The sequence below is a fragment of the Mycetohabitans endofungorum genome, assembly GCF_037477895.1.
GTDB lineage: Bacteria > Pseudomonadota > Gammaproteobacteria > Burkholderiales > Burkholderiaceae > Mycetohabitans.
Genome location: NZ_CP132745.1, coordinates 119,147 through 135,717, shown reverse-complemented (window position 1 = coordinate 135,717; position 16,571 = coordinate 119,147). Strand labels below are relative to the sequence as shown.

The 16,571-nt window shown below is 56.7% G+C and carries 8 protein-coding genes and 6 pseudogenes; 2 read left to right on the top strand and 12 right to left on the bottom strand.

Annotated elements, in window-relative coordinates:
• Positions 1 to 14 precede the first annotated feature (14 nt).
• The 6 genes and pseudogenes from RA167_RS12865 to RA167_RS12835 all read right to left on the bottom strand — a co-directional run.
• Positions 15 to 1,100, bottom strand: a complete 1,086-nt coding sequence (locus RA167_RS12865) for a hypothetical protein (protein ID WP_076787999.1) — start codon at positions 1,098 to 1,100, stop codon at positions 15 to 17.
• Between the two features lie 116 nt (positions 1,101 to 1,216).
• Positions 1,217 to 1,498: pseudogene (locus tag RA167_RS12860) on the bottom strand (ISKra4 family transposase); the annotation flags it as partial.
• Between the two features lie 1,045 nt (positions 1,499 to 2,543).
• Positions 2,544 to 2,948, bottom strand: coding sequence for a hypothetical protein (locus RA167_RS12850; protein WP_076787996.1), 405 nt, complete (start codon positions 2,946 to 2,948; stop codon positions 2,544 to 2,546).
• Between the two features lie 32 nt (positions 2,949 to 2,980).
• Positions 2,981 to 4,066: a hypothetical protein gene (locus RA167_RS12845; protein ID WP_076787995.1), complete on the bottom strand. Its 1,086-nt coding sequence runs from the start codon at positions 4,064 to 4,066 to the stop codon at positions 2,981 to 2,983.
• 116 nt (positions 4,067 to 4,182) lie between these two features.
• Positions 4,183 to 4,464: pseudogene (locus RA167_RS12840) on the bottom strand (ISKra4 family transposase); the annotation flags it as partial.
• 435 nt (positions 4,465 to 4,899) lie between these two features.
• A pseudogene (locus tag RA167_RS12835) lies at positions 4,900 to 5,322 on the bottom strand (integrase core domain-containing protein); the annotation flags it as partial.
• Between the two features lie 46 nt (positions 5,323 to 5,368).
• Between RA167_RS12835 and RA167_RS12830 the strand changes: the two are divergent.
• Both RA167_RS12830 and RA167_RS12825 read left to right on the top strand, forming a co-directional pair.
• Positions 5,369 to 5,902, top strand: coding sequence for an IS110 family transposase (locus RA167_RS12830; RefSeq protein ID WP_217697109.1), 534 nt, complete (start codon positions 5,369 to 5,371; stop codon positions 5,900 to 5,902).
• On the top strand, positions 5,832 to 6,395 hold the full coding sequence (locus RA167_RS12825) for an IS110 family transposase (RefSeq protein ID WP_083706108.1): 564 nt from the start codon (positions 5,832 to 5,834) through the stop codon (positions 6,393 to 6,395). The genes RA167_RS12830 and RA167_RS12825 overlap by 71 nt, the downstream gene beginning before the upstream one ends.
• A 260-nt stretch (positions 6,396 to 6,655) precedes the next feature.
• Here the strand turns inward: RA167_RS12825 and RA167_RS12820 are convergent.
• The 6 genes and pseudogenes from RA167_RS12820 to RA167_RS12795 form a co-directional block, all read right to left on the bottom strand.
• A pseudogene (locus tag RA167_RS12820) lies at positions 6,656 to 7,297 on the bottom strand (transposase); the annotation flags it as partial.
• Between the two features lie 225 nt (positions 7,298 to 7,522).
• Entirely contained in the window at positions 7,523 to 7,984 is a 462-nt protein-coding gene (locus RA167_RS12815) for a rubredoxin (RefSeq protein WP_076787993.1), read from the bottom strand.
• A gap of 100 nt (positions 7,985 to 8,084) precedes the next feature.
• On the bottom strand, positions 8,085 to 8,324 hold the full coding sequence (locus tag RA167_RS12810) for a DUF3597 family protein (protein ID WP_083703593.1): 240 nt from the start codon (positions 8,322 to 8,324) through the stop codon (positions 8,085 to 8,087).
• Positions 8,311 to 8,608: pseudogene (locus RA167_RS12805) on the bottom strand (hypothetical protein). The gene RA167_RS12810 and the pseudogene RA167_RS12805 overlap by 14 nt, the downstream one beginning before the upstream one ends.
• A 172-nt stretch (positions 8,609 to 8,780) precedes the next feature.
• Positions 8,781 to 9,147, bottom strand: a pseudogene (locus RA167_RS12800) (transposase); the annotation flags it as partial.
• Positions 9,148 to 9,217: 70 nt separating this feature from the next.
• A complete protein-coding gene (locus tag RA167_RS12795; RefSeq protein ID WP_286133136.1) occupies positions 9,218 to 16,282 on the bottom strand; it encodes an amino acid adenylation domain-containing protein in 7,065 nt (2,354 codons plus the stop codon).
• Positions 16,283 to 16,571: the final 289 nt, after the last annotated feature.

The window sequence follows — 16,571 nt, the reverse complement described above, 5'->3', positions numbered from 1 at the left end:
TTCTTAGGTGTGGGTTACAGATAGCGGGGCTGTTTTATGTTGAGGGCGCTGTTCGCTGCATTAATCGGATCTGCTGCGAAGACGGCGTGGTCCACTTCGAGGGCCGACACCGTTTCCGCCAACCCTTTTACTAAAAAGGGTTGGCCAGTAGGCCGCAGGTTGTTGAGGTAGGCAACATTGCGAGCAATCACATTGACCTTTTCCTGTGACGGGTCTTGCGGAGGGGTGTCTCCTACGGGGACTGGCTCGGGGTAATGCAAAGCGACGAACCCCGCCGTCGTGACGGGTAAGGTATAAGTGTATTGCTGGACCTGGCGCCGTTGCGTGGCTATCGTCTGCACCTGACTATTCCCTCCGATGTTACCAGATAACGAAGAAGTCGACTTCCACGATGTGGTCAACGATCCACTGATCGAGCCGGTGATGCCAAGCATCAATTGGGCATTGACCTCTCCGGTGCCTGTGGCGGAGCCAGTTCCCGTTATGGTATCCGTGGCCGTCGTGGTTTGTTGGGTTTGACTCGCATCGGAGGTTTGACTCTGATCTTCGGTACCGATGTTGTCTTCGTGATTGTGGTTGATATGCGTATTCGATGTTGTATGCGTAGACGAATCCATCAGCGCAAAACTACTTGCCAGGCTTTTTTGCAGCTGTGCGGTCATTGATGCCGTAGCACTACCACCAAATGTGAGCTGCGCAGTTCCCTGGAGAGACCAGCTGAACGTATTGGAGACAGTGAACCCTATCGACTCATTGAAGGTTCTGGTATCGCCGGACCGATTCGCATAGGTACGAATAGACAAGACATCTGCTGGAGGTTGAATAATGTTAGCGCGCTGCTCAATCTCAGGTTGGCCGACATTCATGTAGAGCAACCAACCCAATTGCGACGCGGTTGGACCAGAATAGTTACCGAAGGTAGACTCATTGATTGAGATGCCGTCCGGTGATTGGTCATTGATTTTCAAACTGGGGGACGCCAGAAAAGTCTGTAGCGTGGGCCAGTCAAGACCGAGCTCCGCTAGATTTTGCGTCGTTATAAGGTGGCGTACTCCGTTGTCGATGCCATAAGTTGGTGCAGTCGCAGTTACTGTGCTCATTTCCCCTTCCTTTAAATTAAAAGGTCATATTCTACAGCGCCTCGATTCATGAAATTATGTAGTCGGCCCTAAACAATTCATTTTAGGAGAGTTTGCCAAACCGGGAGCTAAAATTTCTAAGCTGCCTCTTTTAACAATACCGGCTCATCCGCTTTCATTGCGTAGAACCAGCGACAAAAGGTTTTGCGCAAATCACCGTTGAGCACTTGCACGCGGGTTTGCAGCAGCAGATGCGCGCCACGCCGGTTCCAACGCATTTGTTGTTTCTTCACAAAGCATTTGCTGACCACATAATTGACGGTCGATTCGACAAACGCCGTTGAGATTGTTTCGTGGTGCCGGTAGCGATCACCGTAGTTGGGAATAAACGCTCGGTTTGCCTCAATATAGGTGTGAAACAGTATGCAATAGATGGGACAAGCAGATGCATTGCACAGGTACAGCGCCATTCGGTTCAGACTGGGGTACTTCTTCATTTTGTTCCCTCCAGACATCACAGGTATCAATCAGCGAATGGCAATTGCCATGCCCCGCTCGTTAATCCATTGCTGCATCAGGAAAGCGCTTCATTTAACGCGCGCCAAAGCGTCGTGCTGCGTTGTCCTATGCGACTTCAGCAATTGGATTGGCGACCACTACAGAGCACTATAGAGCACGCGTGGACAGCTCTCAAGCCCATTCCCTTCGCTTAAACCGACAAATATAGAAAAAAAGCGGATAAAGCGATACAGGCGGTAACTGGCAAAGGCATCTATCGTAGTTTACGATGGTGTCAAATAAGTCGCAATACTGAGCATCCGTCCCTCTCTATTGGGCAGTGGGTATTCCAGCCCAACGTGACCGGACGTTCCGGGTGAACCTGACCGATTCGACGTTGCGGCCGACCTCGGTGAGACGAAACTCACGCTCATCGCCATGCCCAACCGATCCCAGTCGATCAGTTTGGCTAATTGCACCAACGAATGCTTGAAATTGATCTGCTCGCGTAGCGGCGCACGGAACAAATCTCCATCTGGCAACAACGTCTTCAACCCCAACCAAACCCCGTCAGAATTCTCAGGTTTCATGCGTCAATATGCACGCTCCTTGCAAAAATCACAACGCCATTTCGACCTCACAGTCTTGCTACGGGTGCCTTACAGAATTGTTCAGGATCGGCTAGATAGAGTCCGTCAAGATGGTGTAATTTCCGCATCGTACTCCGGCTCGGCTTGTTGTCGCTACACCCCAAGCCTCAACGGGTTCCACCATCGTGTGCTGCGGCATGTAGCGATGCTGCAGCTGCCCCTCTTCGTTCTGCTCCATCAGCACCGCACTAATCAGGCGCCGAAGGCAGCGATTTATCTATAAAACCGAACAGTCCAGATCTGCACCATGGATTGACCCTACGATGACGCAATGAGGCTATTGCGTCATCGTAGGGTCAATCCCACAACCCACTCGTCATGAAGAGGAGGAGGAGCTGGGTGGCACTGTGGGGGTATCCGGCTGTGGAGTGGTGCCGGGGTACTTGCTCGTGGTTTGTTCGGCTTGGCTCATGACCGAGGAGGCCGTGTTCACCGTTGTAGCCGGGTCGTTGTTGGCCGTGTTTTGTTGTGCAGCAGCCTGTCCCAAGGTTTGAGTCAATGTGCTGACAAAATTTAACATGACTTGAGCTTGGGGTAAGGTCTCACGCACAATTTTGGGATCCTGTGATCCTGGTGGTGTAAACGGCTTCGATGGGTCATGCGGTGGTACGGTGATGGACTCAGCGGGCGTATTCGGAATGTAGCCGTCGACGCCATTTCCCGCGACGGTCCCTGTTTGGGAGACGCTTTGGGCGGTTTGGAAAATATTTTCAAAGACCATGATAATTACCTCGTTTATTTCTTAGGTGTGGGTTACAGATAGCGGGGCTGTTTTATGTTGAGGGCGCTGTTCGCTGCATTAATCGGATCTGCTGCGAAGACGGTGTGGTCCACTTCGAGGGCCGACACCGTTTCCGCCAACCCTTTTACTAAAAAGGGTTGGCCAGTAGGCTGCAGGTTGTTGAGGTAGGCAACATTGCGAGCAATCACATTGACCTTTTCCTGTGACGGGTCTTGCGGAGGGGTGTCTCCTACGGGGACTGGCTCGGGGTAATGCAAAGCGACGAACCCCGCTGTCGTGACGGGTAAGGTATAAGTGTATTGCTGGACCTGGCGCCGTTGCGTGGCTATCGTCTGCACCTGACTATTCCCCACGATGTCACCAGATAACGAAGAAGTTGAAGTCCACGATGTGGTCAACGATCCACTGATCGAGCCGGTGATGCCAAGCATCAATTGGGCATCGACCTTTCCGGTGCCTGTGGCGGAGCCAGTTCCCGTTATGGTATCCGTGGCCGTCGTGGTTTTTTCAGTTTTAGTCTCATCCGATATTTGACTGTTGTCTTGGGTACCAACATCGTTTTTATGATTGTGGTTGATATGCGTATTCGATGTTGTATGCGTAGACGAATTCATCAGCGCAAAACTACTTTCTAGGCTTTTTTGCAGTTCTTCAGTCATCGATGCCGTAGCACTGCCACCAAATGTGAGTTGCGCAGTTCCCTCGAGAGACCAACTGAAAGTATTTTCGATGGAAAATTCGATCTCGTCATTGAAGGTTCTGGTATCGCCGGACCGATTCGCATAGGTGCGAATAGACAAGACATCTGCTGGAGGTTGAATAATGTTAGCGCGCTGCTCAATCTCAGGTTGGCCGACATTCATGTAGAGCAACCAACCCAATTGCGACGCGGTTGGACCAGAATAGTTACCGAAGGTAGACTCATTGATTGAGATGCCGTCCGGTGATTGGTCATTGATTTTCAAACTGGGGGACGCCAGAAAAGTCTGTAGCGTGGGCCAGTCAAGACCGAGCTCCGCTAGATTTTGCGTCGTTATAAGGTGGCGTACTCCGTTGTCGATGCCATAAGTTGGTGCAGTCGCAGTTACTGTGCTCATTTCCCCTTCCTTTAAATTAAAAGGTCATATTCTACAGCGCCTCGATTCATGAAATTATGTAGTCGGCCCTAAACAATTCATTTTAGGAGAGTTTGCCAAACCGGGAGCTAAAATTTCTAAGCTGCCTCTTTTAACAATACCGGCTCGTCCGCTTTCATTGCGTAGAACCAGCGACAAAAGGTTTTGCGCAAATCACCGTTGAGCACTTGCACGCGGGTTTGCAGCAGCAGATACGCGCCACGCCGGTTCCAACGCATTTGTTGTTTCTTCACAAAGCACTTGCTGACCAAATAATTGACGGTCGATTCGACAAACGCCGTTGAGATTGTTTCGTGGCGCCGGTAGCGATCACCGTAGTTGGGAATAAACGCTCGGTTTGCCTCAATATAGGTGTGAAACAGTATGCAATAGACGGGACAAGCAGATGCATTGCACAGGTACAGCGCCATTCGGTTCAGACTGGGGTACTTCTTCATTTTGTTCCCTCCAGACATCACAGGTATCAATCAGCGAATGGCAATTGCCATGCCCCGCTCGTTAATCCATTGCTGCATCAGGAAAGCGCTTCATTTAACGCGCGCCAAAGCGTCGTGCTGCGTTGTCCTATGCGACTTCAGCAATTGGATTGGCGACCACTACAGAGCACTATAGAGCACGCGTGGACAGCTCTCAAGCCCATTCCCTTCGCTTAAACCGACAAATATAGAAAAAAAGCGGATAAAGCGATACAGGCTGACCTGCCCCCGGTTTTAGTACGGAGCACAGTTAGAGTCCGCGGTTAAAAATTCCTTCGCTTCGTGCGCCTGCGCGAACTGCACCGGCGCCAGCTAGCCGAGCGAGCTGTGAGGCCGCTCGGTGTTGTACTCGATACGCCACTGCTCAATCAAACGCTTGGCATGGTGCATGGAAACGAACCCGTGCTCGTTCAGACATTCGTCACGGAATCGAGCATTGAAGCGCTAGATGTAGGCGTTTTCCACTGGCTTGACGGGACGGATGAACGAGAGCATGACACCTACTTCGTAAGCCCATGCATCCAGCACTTTACCAGCGAACTCCGGACCGTTGTCCAGCGTGATGGAGGCGGGCAAGTCTCGTCTCTCTCGTAACCGTTCAAGCACCTGCTTCACTCGCAGGCCTGGCAACGAGGTATCGACCTCGATAGCCAGGCACTCACGCGTGTAATCGTCAACCACGTTCAGGCAACGAAAGCGCCGACCAGAGGCCAACCCGTCGCTGACTAATGGTATTGTCCACCCGCTTCTTCTATCGTAGTGGTACATTGCTCAAATGGAGGTAGTCATGAACGCGACTACACTGGGTATCGACCTCGGTAAGCGCTGGTTTCATGTTGTTAGATGCGACGCATCGGGACATACTGTCTTGCGCGAGAAACTCAATCGCAATCAGCTTCTGCAATTTATGGCCCAGCATTCGGCCTGTCTGGTAGGAATCGAGACATGCTGTGGCTCTCAGTATCTGGCCCGTAAATTTCAAAGCTTCGGGCATAACGTTAAGCTTCTACCCGCCCAATACGTCAAACCATTCGTCAAGTCACAGAAGAACGACTTCAATGATGCACAGGCGATCGCCGAAGCAGTCAGATTGCCAACGATGCACTTTGTGCCAATCAAGACGGAAGACCAAATGGACGTTCAGGCACTGCATCGCGCCCGGGAGCGGATGCTACAGCAACGCCTTGTGCTGACCAATCAGATTCGCGGGCTGCTACTGGACAGAGGCATCGAGATTGCCCAGGGCTTTTATGCGCTGCGTACCGTCCTGCCTACGTTGTTGGAGGACGAACAGTCCGGCCTCAAGTCCAATAATGCGTAATCTTGGGCACATGTTACTTGACATGTGGAAGCGCACGGAAGCAACCATTGAACAGATGAACGAACGGCTCAAGCGCTTGGCACGCGAGAGCGAGCTTTGCCGACGGCTCCAGACCATTGCGGGTGTCGGCGTCTTGCTCTCGAGCGCGATAGTCTCAGCCATTGCAGACGCATCAACCTTCAACCGGGCACGTGACCTTGCTGCCTGGGTGGGTCTTGTGCCACAGCAACATACAACGGGTGGCAAACCGCGCCTACGGGGTATCACCAAACGGGGAAACTGCTATTTGCGGCGTCTGTTTGTCCAGGGCGCTCGTGCGCTATGGGTATGGAAGGACAAGCATCCCGACGCTCCCCTGCAGCGCTGGCTCGTGCAGCTTGCACAGCGTCGGCATGTGCATGTTGCAGTCTGCACGCTGGCAAACAAACTCGTACGCATCGCGTGGGCCGTCTTGCGAACTGGGGCAGACTTCCAGTTGCATCACTGCAGATAACCTACTAACGCTGTCTGCGTTGTCGTTATTATCTTGCGCAACTCGCGCAGCCAATCAGCATGGCGCAAACGACCATTCGTCGCTCCCTCAAACCCGTCTGGACTTCCGGCATCGACCATGCCGCGCCACTCATTGGGAAGGAAGCGTGCGACTACATCATGCAGGCCAGATCTGGAAATGCCCGGATCACCACAGGCCGAATAGATAAACGCGAGTCGTTAACCGCCACCAGTCTGCGCTTGCGGTTTGCGGGTGGACCATAGAAAGTCCATCGACCAGAGCTGGTTGACGGCAGTGGGCACCGACAGCGGTTCCGGAACCTGCCGGACCAGCCGCTTGCGTGGCTTGATCCGCAGGTTCAACTCCAGTTCGCGATAGATCCGGTACACGCGCTTGTGATTCCAGCCCAAACCCTTCACATTGCGCAGGTACAGGAAGCACAGCCCGAAGCCCCAGTTCCGGTGGTTGTCGGTCAGACGCAGCAGCCAGTTCGCAATCTCCTCGTTCTCGGCATTGCGCAGGCCAACGTACCGATAGCAGCTCTGGCTGATCCCAAACGCCTCACATGCCAGCCGGATCGATATGCCTCGGCTGGACACCGCGTGCATGGCCATCTCGCGCCGGCGAGATGGCCTCAGTCCTTTTTTGCGAGTGCCTCCGAAACGATTTCGGCCTTGATCTTCTCCTCGACGACCATCTTGCGCAGCCGGGCATTCTCGGCCTCCAGTTCCTTCATCCGCGCAATCAGCGACACGTCCATGCCGCCGTACTTCGAGCGCCACGTTGTAGAACGTCGCCGTGCTAATGCCCAGCTCTCGGCACAGATCCAGTACCGCCAGCCCTGCCTCCACGCGTTTGAGCGCCTCCACGATCTGGCTGTCCGTGAATCTCGACTTCTTCATTGCGTAGAACTCCCTTAACGAGAAAATTCCACTTCTGTTCCCACCGGTTTTTTGGGGGGATTACCGGATCATGACGAATTGCTCCTCGTGACAAGAAAACAACGCGGGATGCGACCGTGCCGATCGGCCACGACCGGCTTCAGCCGCGCTGTGCAAAGTATGCCATGCAAGCCTGCCGGGCCTCCCCGACGCATGCCGGTGAACCGTGACACCGATTGATATCGGTCAGAACTCGACCATTGCGAAGTCCGCCTTACCGACGTCGCAAAGCGGGCACCGCCAATCGGCCGGCACGTCGTCCCAACGGGTCCCAGGCGGGATCCCGTCGTCCGGCGCGCCGTGCGCCTCGTCATAGACCCAGCCGCAGATCACGCAGACCCATTGCCGAAACGCGACCTCGTCTGACTCCGCCGAAGCCGGCTGGGCTGCTGCGGCGGTATCGAGCCTTACAGCGGGGCCCACCTGACGTGGTGCGTCACGTGCCGAGTCGTGTCTGGCCGCCGGTGCATCCAGCGATACGATAAGCGGTTGAGCCGGCGGCGTTGCATTAGCCAACCTGGCGTGCAATTGCCGATACAGAGTCATCGCCTCGTCTGGGTCCAGGTCGATCCAGTACGGCTCCCCTGCATGGTCGTTGAGCCGGTTAGCGGTGAATTGAATCTCGACAACAGCGCCTTTCTTATACATATGGAAAATCGTGACAAGGAGGAAAGCGCGACGCTCCGACCGCCAGCGCGAAGCCGATATTCTATCGACAACATCCAGTTGGATTGTGTCATTGGCATTGTCAATCGGTTTCGTTATTCGCAACATCGCGCCGCCAATCCAGCGCACGTCCACTTTCACGCACCCGGACATCCAGCACGGCGGCGACATCGACACCACTCAGCGGTGTCGGCACCGGAATCGGCGCGTCGGTCGACGCGGTAGCCGCTGCCGGGTCCGGCGCGGGTTCCGGCGAAACGATGCATGCATCTGGCCTAGCGCTACGCAGCAACTTACTCACGATATCATCAAAGATCGTCATCGCTTCCTCCGCAGACTTGAAACACCGAGCGGCAACGGCAGTCCCAACGGCGCTCTTCTATGCTACGAGACGCCGTAACAATGGTTCCGCCATTTATATTGGATATTCTCAATGGCCAGTGGCTACGCGATCGCTTCTTCACGTCGAGCGTGTTGGCCCGTAGCGCGCTCTCCATGCCATGCTTGCCGCCCTCGAACCCAGTGCTCGATCTCCGAAAGCGACAGTCCAAAGGCTCCACTGGCTTCGGCCACCGTCGTCTTGCCCTGGACGATGTTCAGCACCAGCGCGCTCTTGCGCTTGGCCGTCTAACGCTTGATTTCCTCTTCCATCCTTGTACTCGTCATCTTCCTTTTCCCGAAGTATGACGTGTGCAGGCTTCCGGTGGGTCAATACACGCGCCAGTTTTACCAGGTGCACCCTCAGCGCTTCATTCTCATGGTCCGGCTTCGCTTCGTCATGCAACACGCTGCGAGACAGCCCGACAAGCCGGCAGGCGCGGCGCTCTGAGATGTTCATCTTCTCCCGAATCGCCGCCACTGCCTGGCGCTTGGCTTGCGGCTCAAGGCTTTGCCTTGACGACAACCTTCAACGCTTGCATATCGAGCATCGCCTCGGCCAGCAGCTTCTTCAGCCGCGCGTTCTCGGTTTCCAGCTCCTTGAGCCGGCGTGCTTCCGACACCTCCATGCCGCCAAACTTCGCGCGCCACGTGTAGAACGACGCGTCGCTGAACCTGTACTGACTGCACAACTCTTTGACCAGCATGCCGGCCTCGGCTTTCTTCAGAAACCCGATGATCTGTTCTTCCGTAAAGCGCTTTTTCATGTTCGTCTTCTTCGAAAACGAACTTTACTAGGTGCTGGCTAGCCCTGTTTGCAAAGGGCGGGTCAGTGCCTCAGCTTTCCCACTCATCTAGCTTACAGGCTAAGATGGGACCAATAATCGCCGTGGGTCCTGGGCTAAGCATTTCTCCGTGGCGACAGTGAACGTCACGAACCTCTATCTCCCCGAACACATACGGTTTCCACGCATCAGGCGTGACGAGCGTTTCACGTCCCGCCTCTGCTACCGTGGCTCGAAACAATAGCGCATCACCGCCATACTGAGGTAAAGAATAATCTCTCACGATACGCCCATTATTCTTTGCAATTTCCTCGGTATTTTCCAATAAACGCTCATCCATCGACGAGACTAACTCATTGCCATAGTGGGCGGCAAACACCTCTCTAATCATCGCCTGGTCAAGTTGATTTTCTTTCTCTGCAAAGGCGTTGCTGCTTACAAGAGGGGCACTATCCAGTAACGCCAGCAACGCCACTTTTTCGCCCTGGTGTTCGAGTCGAACAGCCATGCTATGCGCCACATTGCCGCCGAAGCTCCATCCTAATAAGCAGTAAGGCCCTTTGGGCTGAACCCGGCGCATTTGTTCAAGATAGTCTGACACCATCTCGTCAAGGGTCGATGCAAGCGGGCTTATTCCATCTAACCCACGAGCCTGCAGGCCATAAAGGGGCTGGTTCGGGGGAAGGTAACTGGACAGCTCCATATAGCTCCAGCTCAAACCCAATGCGGGATGAATGCAGAAAAGAGCAGGATGACTGCCTGTGGGCCTAAGAGGAAGCAGAACGGAAAACGAGTTTTCCTGGATCCCGTCACGCTTAAGTAAATGGTGTGCTAAGCCTGCGAGGGTGGGTGCCTCAAACAGCGTACGAATAGCAAGGTCAACCCCTAACGCTGTGCGTACACGACTGATCAGGCGCATGGCCAGCAGCGAGTGGCCCCCGAGTGCAAAGAAGCTGTCGTGCCGGCCCACACGTTCGACACCCAATAGCTCGGACCAGATCGTCGCCAGCGTCGTCTCAAGATCGCCTTGTGGCGCTTCGTACGCTTGATGCGCGAGCGCCTCGTCATCCGGTGCGGGCAGCGCACGCCGATCGAGCTTGCCGTTCGGTGTCAGCGGCCACGCGTCCAGCCGCACAAACGCACTGGGCACCATATACTCGGGCAGGCTCGCCGCTACCTGTGCACGCAGTGTGCTCGCTAATTGCTCATCCGCTTCGGCTTGTACATACGCCACCAGCCGCTTCGCCGAGCCCTCACCGCATGTGAGCACCACCGCATCACGCACTTGCGGATGCGCCGTTAAGCATGCTTTGATCTCACCCGGTTCAATCCGAAAGCCGCGAATCTTCACTTGCTCATCGTTGCGCCCCAATAACTCCAGATTACCGTCCGGTAAATAACGCGCCAAGTCCCCGGTTTTGTACAGCCGTGCATCAGCGTCATCGGAGAACGGATCCGGCACAAAGCGCTCAGCGGTCAACTCCGGGCGGTTCAGGTAACCCCGTGCGACCCCCGACCCACCAATATACAACTCGCCGATCGCACCCAGGGGCACCGGCTGACCAGACGCATCGAGCAGATAGATCCTTGTGTTCGCAATCGGCCGACCAATCAAAACCTCACCGCTGAAATCACGTGCACCACGCCATGCTGTGGCACAAACGGTCGTCTCCGTAGGGCCGTAGGCATTAAAGACCGTGCCTTGATCGGCCAAGTCTCGAACCAACGTTGCACTGGGTGCTTCACCTCCCACAATTAGAGTTAAAGGGGTATGCAGGTAAGGCAGCCCCTCACCATTTTGAAGCAGCGTAGGGGGCAAGGCGGCATGCGTGATCTGATGCCTGATCAAATAGTTCCATAATCCGTTTCGATCATGCCGAGCCCTCTCAGGAGACAGATACAAGCTTGCCCCGCAACCTAAAGCTGTAAAAATGTCGGAGGCGCTTACATCGAAACTGAACGAGACAAACTGCAAAATGCGGCTGGCTGGCTGCACCCCAAAACAGGCAATCTGCGCCAGAGCAAGGTTCACCACGCCCCGATGCTCGACCATCACGCCCTTCGGGGTACCGGTGGAGCCCGACGTATAGATTACATACGCCAGATGCCGGGCCGTCAGGCCCGTCACCGACGGGTTCGTGTCCGGCAACGCCGGCAGGGTGGCTGGATCGAGCACCGTGCATGACGCGAGCGCCGCCTCGCCCAATGCAGCACGCCCGGCCGCATCCGCGAGCACAATGTTCGGTGCCGCATCGGCGAGAATGTGCACCAAGCGCTCGCCTGGGTAGCTCGGATCGAGCGGCACATACGCGCCACCCGCTTTCAAAATTGCCAGCAGCCCCACGACCAGCGCGGCACTGCGCTGAACGCAGATTGCCACCCGTACATCGGGCTTGACGCCTAACTCGATCAACTGGTGCGCGAGACGATTGGCTTGTGCGTTCAGCTGCGCATAGCTCAACGTTTGGTCTTCAAACACCAGCGCCGGCGCCTCGGGCGTGCGCTCGACCTGCGCTTCGAATAGCTGATGCACACACCAGTGCAACGGATACGCCTGCTGCGTCGCATTCCATGTCTGCAGCAGCAACTGGCGCTCCGCCTCGGGCAGCACCTGCAGCTGCTGCACTGCGGTGTCGGGCGTCGCCTCGAGCGCGTCGGCCAAGCTGTGCAGCGCCTGCTGCATATACGCGCACACCCGCTCGGGCTCTAGCGACGGCACGCTCTGGGCCGTCAGCTCCAACGATTGCCCATCATCGTCCACTGACAGCCCGATGGGGTAATTGGTGCGCTCCTGGGCGCTCAACCATTCCACCCCTAGCAGCCCGCTGCGCTCGCTTGAATCCATCGCATTGTGCCGGTAATTGAGCAGCGCGCTAAAGAGCGGCGTGCCCGCCGGCACACCGCTGCAGCGCTGTGCGAGCGCCAACGACGCGTGCTCATGCTCGAGCAACGCCGCCAGCCGCGCATGCGTCGCATGCACGGCGGCCTGCACACTGCCGTCCAGATCTACGCGCAGCGGCAGCGTATTAATAAAGAGCCCCATCGCACGATCGGCACCGCTACCGGCTTGCATCCGACCAAACAGCACGGTGCCAAACACTACGCGTTGTTGGCCGCTCGCGCGTGCAAGCACCTGCGCCCATGCCAAGTGGCACAAACTCGCCAGACTTACGCCCAACCGTTTGGCGTGCGCGCGCAGCTGATCGTTCAACGCCGGCGGCAGCCTCCGGTGTGACTCGCTCACTTCACTGCCGTCGTGCTGTACCTGCGCGAGTCCAAACGGCAAGGTCGGCTCCACATCCGCGAGCAGCTCGGTAAAAAAGCGCGTATGCGCGGCTTCACTCACGCCTAGCCTCGCTTGCGCGACTAGATGGCGGAACGGCTGCGCCGGCGGCAGCGTGTCGCCTCGACCCTCGACGAACGCCCGCACCTCCGCGTGCATCACTTCCAGCGTCGAGTGATCGATAATCAAATGGTGCAGCCGCTGCATGAGTAGCCAGCGGCCCCTCCTATCCTGGGCGATCGCACAGTGCAGCAGTGGCGCTTGCGTCAGATCCAGCCGCGTGTGACGCGGATCAAAGCGCCGCGTCAATTGTTCGGCGATCGGCCCGTCAGCGGCGTCCAACGTCAGCTCGGTCACCGGCAGCCGTGCGTGGCGCCACACCACTTGCGCGGGCATGGACACGCCTTCCCACACGAACGCGGTGCGCAAAATATCGTGGCGATCGATCACCTGCTGCAGCGCGTGCAGATACTGGTCAAGCCGCTCGCGCGTGTCAAAGGCCAGCTGCACCATCAGCAGATACGGATCGCCTGTGCTGGCCAGCAGATGGTGAAACAACAGCCCGTCTTGCAGCGGCGACAGCGCATAAATGTCTTGGATATTGGCCACACCACCAGACACCTGCTCGACAACCTTGTCAATGTCCGCTTGTGTCAGCTCAATGAGCGGCAGCATCGACGGCGTAATTGCAGTCGTGTCGGGCGTGATCGCGTTCGCAGGCACCGCCACATCACGGCGCTGACCCAGCGTCTGCGCCAACGCACTGAGCGTCGGTGCCTCAAACAGCAGCCGCACCGACACACTCAAGCCCCGACGCCGCAGGCGCTCAATGAGTTGCACCGCCAGCAGCGAGTGGCCCCCGAGCGCAAAAAAGCTGTCGTGCCGACCCACATGTTCGACACCCAATAGCTCCGACCAAATCGCCGCGAGCGTCGCCTCCAGCTCGCCTTGCGGCGCTTCATATGCTTGATGCGCCAGCGCGGCAGCGTCCGGTGCGGGCAGCGCACGCCGATCCAGCTTGCCGTTGGGCGTCAGCGGAAACGCGTCCAGCCGCACAAATGCACTGGGCACCATATATTCGGGCAATGCTGCCGCCACCTGCGCGCGCAGCGTGCTCGCTAGCGCGTCATCGGGATCGGCCACCACATACGCGACCAGCCGCTTGTTCTGCCCTTCGCCCAACGCCAGCACCACCGCCTCGCGCACCTGCGGGTGCACCGTTAAGCACGCTGCGATCTCCCCGGGTTCAATCCGAAAGCCGCGAATCTTCACTTGCTCATCGTTGCGCCCCACAAACTCCAAATTGCCATCCGGTCGGTAACGCGCCAAATCACCGGTCTTATACAACCGCGCATCCGCGTCCTCTGAGAACGGATCGGGCACAAAGCGCTCAGCGGTCAGCTCCGGACGGTTTAGATAGCCCCGTGCCACCCCCGCGCCACCAATATACAGCTCGCCGACCGCACCCAATGGCACCGGCTGCCCATGCGCATCGAGCAGATAAACACACGTATTCGCTATCGGCCGGCCAATCGGGATGCTGGCGTTTCTTTCCGGCACGGACGTGATCTTGTAAGTCGTCGCAAACGTGGTGCTTTCGGTTGGACCATAACCGTTGATCAGTTGCTCAGGAGGTGACCCGCGCATCACTTGCGCAACCCACCTCGCATCCAACACGTCTCCTCCGACAATCAATGCCTTCAGTTGAGAGAAGGCCGTGTCCACTTGTGTGACCATCTGATTGAACAAGCCAACGGTGAGCCACAAAATGCTGATGCGCTGTTTGCGCAAAGTGTGCGCAAACGCAGCGGGCCTCAGCACCGTGTCATGATCAATCACCACAACGGTGGCGCCGTTTAACAACGGCGCCCACACTTCAAACGTGCTCGCGTCGAAGGCCGGGTTCGCTGCGAACGCCACATGATCATCGGTGCGGATGTCAACATAGCCATTGTTGATAACCAGCCGCGCAATCGCACGATGCGGCACCATTACCCCCTTAGGTATACCGGTCGAACCCGACGTATAAATCACATACGCCAGATGCTGGGCGGTGAGCTCGGCTACCGACGGATTCGTGTCCGGCAATGCCGGCAGGGTGGCCGGATCGAGCACCGTGCAAGACACGAGCGCCGCCTCCCCCAATGCAGCGCGCCCGGCCGCATCAGCCAGCACAATGCGAGGTGCCGCATCGGCGAGGATGTGCGCCAAGCGCTCACTCGGATAGCTGGGATCGAGCGGCACATACGCGCCGCCGGCTTTCAAAATCGCCAACAGCCCCACGACCAGCGCGGCACTACGCTGCATGCAGATCGCCACGCGCGTGTCCGGCTTGACGCCTAACTCGATCAGCTGGTGCGCGAGGCGATTGGCCTGTGCGTTCAGCTGCGCATAGCTCAACGTTTGATCTTCATACACCAGTGCCACTGCCTCGGGCGTGCGCTCGACCTGCGCTTCGAATAACTGGTGGATGCATAAGTACGACGGGTAGTCCCGCTGCGTCGCATTCCACTCGGCCAGCAGCCGATACCGCTCGTCGGCGTCGAGCAGATCGATCTCGCTAATCGGTTGCATGGCATCGGCAGCGAGCACTTGTATGAACCGGATAAACCGGCGCTGATGCGTGTCGAGCATCTCCGCGGTGTAGCAAGCCGGATTGGCATCAAAGTCGATCCGTAATTGACGGCTATTGGGTGTCCAATAAACACCGATCATCAGATCCTCAACCGGACCCGCGAGCAGATTATGGCTCGTCGATGAATGCCCGCCAAACGACAGCGCGTAGTCAAACGGCATCACGTTGACCTTGATGCCCAATAGTGACTGCCCGGGCGCCAGCCCAAGTTGACGCTGCAGCGCTTCGCTCGGGTAGCGTTGATATTGCAGTGCGCTTTGGATTTCCTTCGCCGCCTGCCGCATCAACGACAATAAGTTGATCTCCGGCTCGAATCTGAACCGCAATGGAACCGTATTGGCGACCATGCCAGGAATATGCCCGTCTGCCCCCAAGCGGGCAGTCACTGGAAAACCGAACACCACGTCCTGCGCGCCGGTCATGCGATGCAGATACGCGGCCAGTGCAGCGCTCAAGAACTGCGCCAGCCGGCCCGCATCCAGCACATAGTCGTCTACCCATTGAATGGCCAGGTCAGTCGTCTGACGCAGCCGCTGCTGGAAAGCCGGGGCTGCGCGGCTTGCCAGCGTCGCCGGCTCAGGCCAACGGGCGCAGTGCTTAAGCCAATACGCTTCGTCTTGTGCCCGTTGGGCGGAGGTCTGATATTGCGCATCGCTTTCCAATAGCTGTCGGATCGAGCCAAAATCACATGCCGCCGGCGCCGTTCCCGCGCACAGCGCGCTATACACGTGTGCAACGCGTTGTGCGATCAGGTACTGACCATATCCATCCGTCATGATATGGTGATAGCGCTGATACCAAATCCACTGCTCGGGTGCCACTTTCAGCAACGCATAGCAAAAAAGCGGCCCCTGCATCAGATTCACCGGCTGCTGATAATCGGCCCGCATCCACGCCTGGGCCGCTGCCTGAGGATCGGATTCTGCCCTGAGGTCCAGCACCGGCATTGACCATGCGGGTGTACCGATTCTTTGCCGCAGTCCGTCATCGCTATCGACAAATTGCAAGCGCAGGGTATCGGCCTCATCGATGACTTGACGCAATGCCGCTTCAAAGACGGCCGCCTCAATTTCGCCTTCGATCACCGTGTACTGCGCAATGTTGTAGACAGGGCTATCTGGATGCAGTTGCTGCGCGATCCAGATCTCCGTTTGGGCAGTGGTTAATGCATACGTAACGGGCGTGATGCTAGCATCCATAACAAAACTCCGATTCAGGCGACTAAGCAGCCTGTTAATTAATAGGTGTACCAATTAATATAACGGCGCAATCAGAACCTATCGTTGCTCGCCGGGAACCAATACGGCTTTTATGACACGTCGCGTGCAATCCCTAACCATTCACTGGGGCGACCAGGGCCACTCATCGGCACGCGTCAGTGCGCCACTCGTGCTACTTAGCCAGCCAGTGAGTACGCCACGATCAATTTATGTCAAACTTTAGCGAAAACACTGGACATAACGCGCGTGACGCTGCGCGTGGATTGGC

What these genes read in the sequence shown, in the direction of transcription:
- RA167_RS12865 (WP_076787999.1), bottom strand. Translation starts at nt 1,100, where the DNA reads ATGAGCACAGTAACTGCGACTGCACCAACTTATGGCATCGACAACGGA.
- RA167_RS12850 (WP_076787996.1), bottom strand. Translation starts at nt 2,948, where the DNA reads ATGGTCTTTGAAAATATTTTCCAAACCGCCCAAAGCGTCTCCCAAACA.
- RA167_RS12845 (WP_076787995.1), bottom strand. Translation starts at nt 4,066, where the DNA reads ATGAGCACAGTAACTGCGACTGCACCAACTTATGGCATCGACAACGGA.
- RA167_RS12830 (WP_217697109.1), top strand. Translation starts at nt 5,369, where the DNA reads ATGAACGCGACTACACTGGGTATCGACCTCGGTAAGCGCTGGTTTCAT.
- RA167_RS12825 (WP_083706108.1), top strand. Translation starts at nt 5,832, where the DNA reads ATGCGCTGCGTACCGTCCTGCCTACGTTGTTGGAGGACGAACAGTCCG.
- RA167_RS12815 (WP_076787993.1), bottom strand. Translation starts at nt 7,984, where the DNA reads ATGTATAAGAAAGGCGCTGTTGTCGAGATTCAATTCACCGCTAACCGG.
- RA167_RS12810 (WP_083703593.1), bottom strand. Translation starts at nt 8,324, where the DNA reads ATGACGATCTTTGATGATATCGTGAGTAAGTTGCTGCGTAGCGCTAGG.
- RA167_RS12795 (WP_286133136.1), bottom strand. Translation starts at nt 16,282, where the DNA reads ATGGATGCTAGCATCACGCCCGTTACGTATGCATTAACCACTGCCCAA.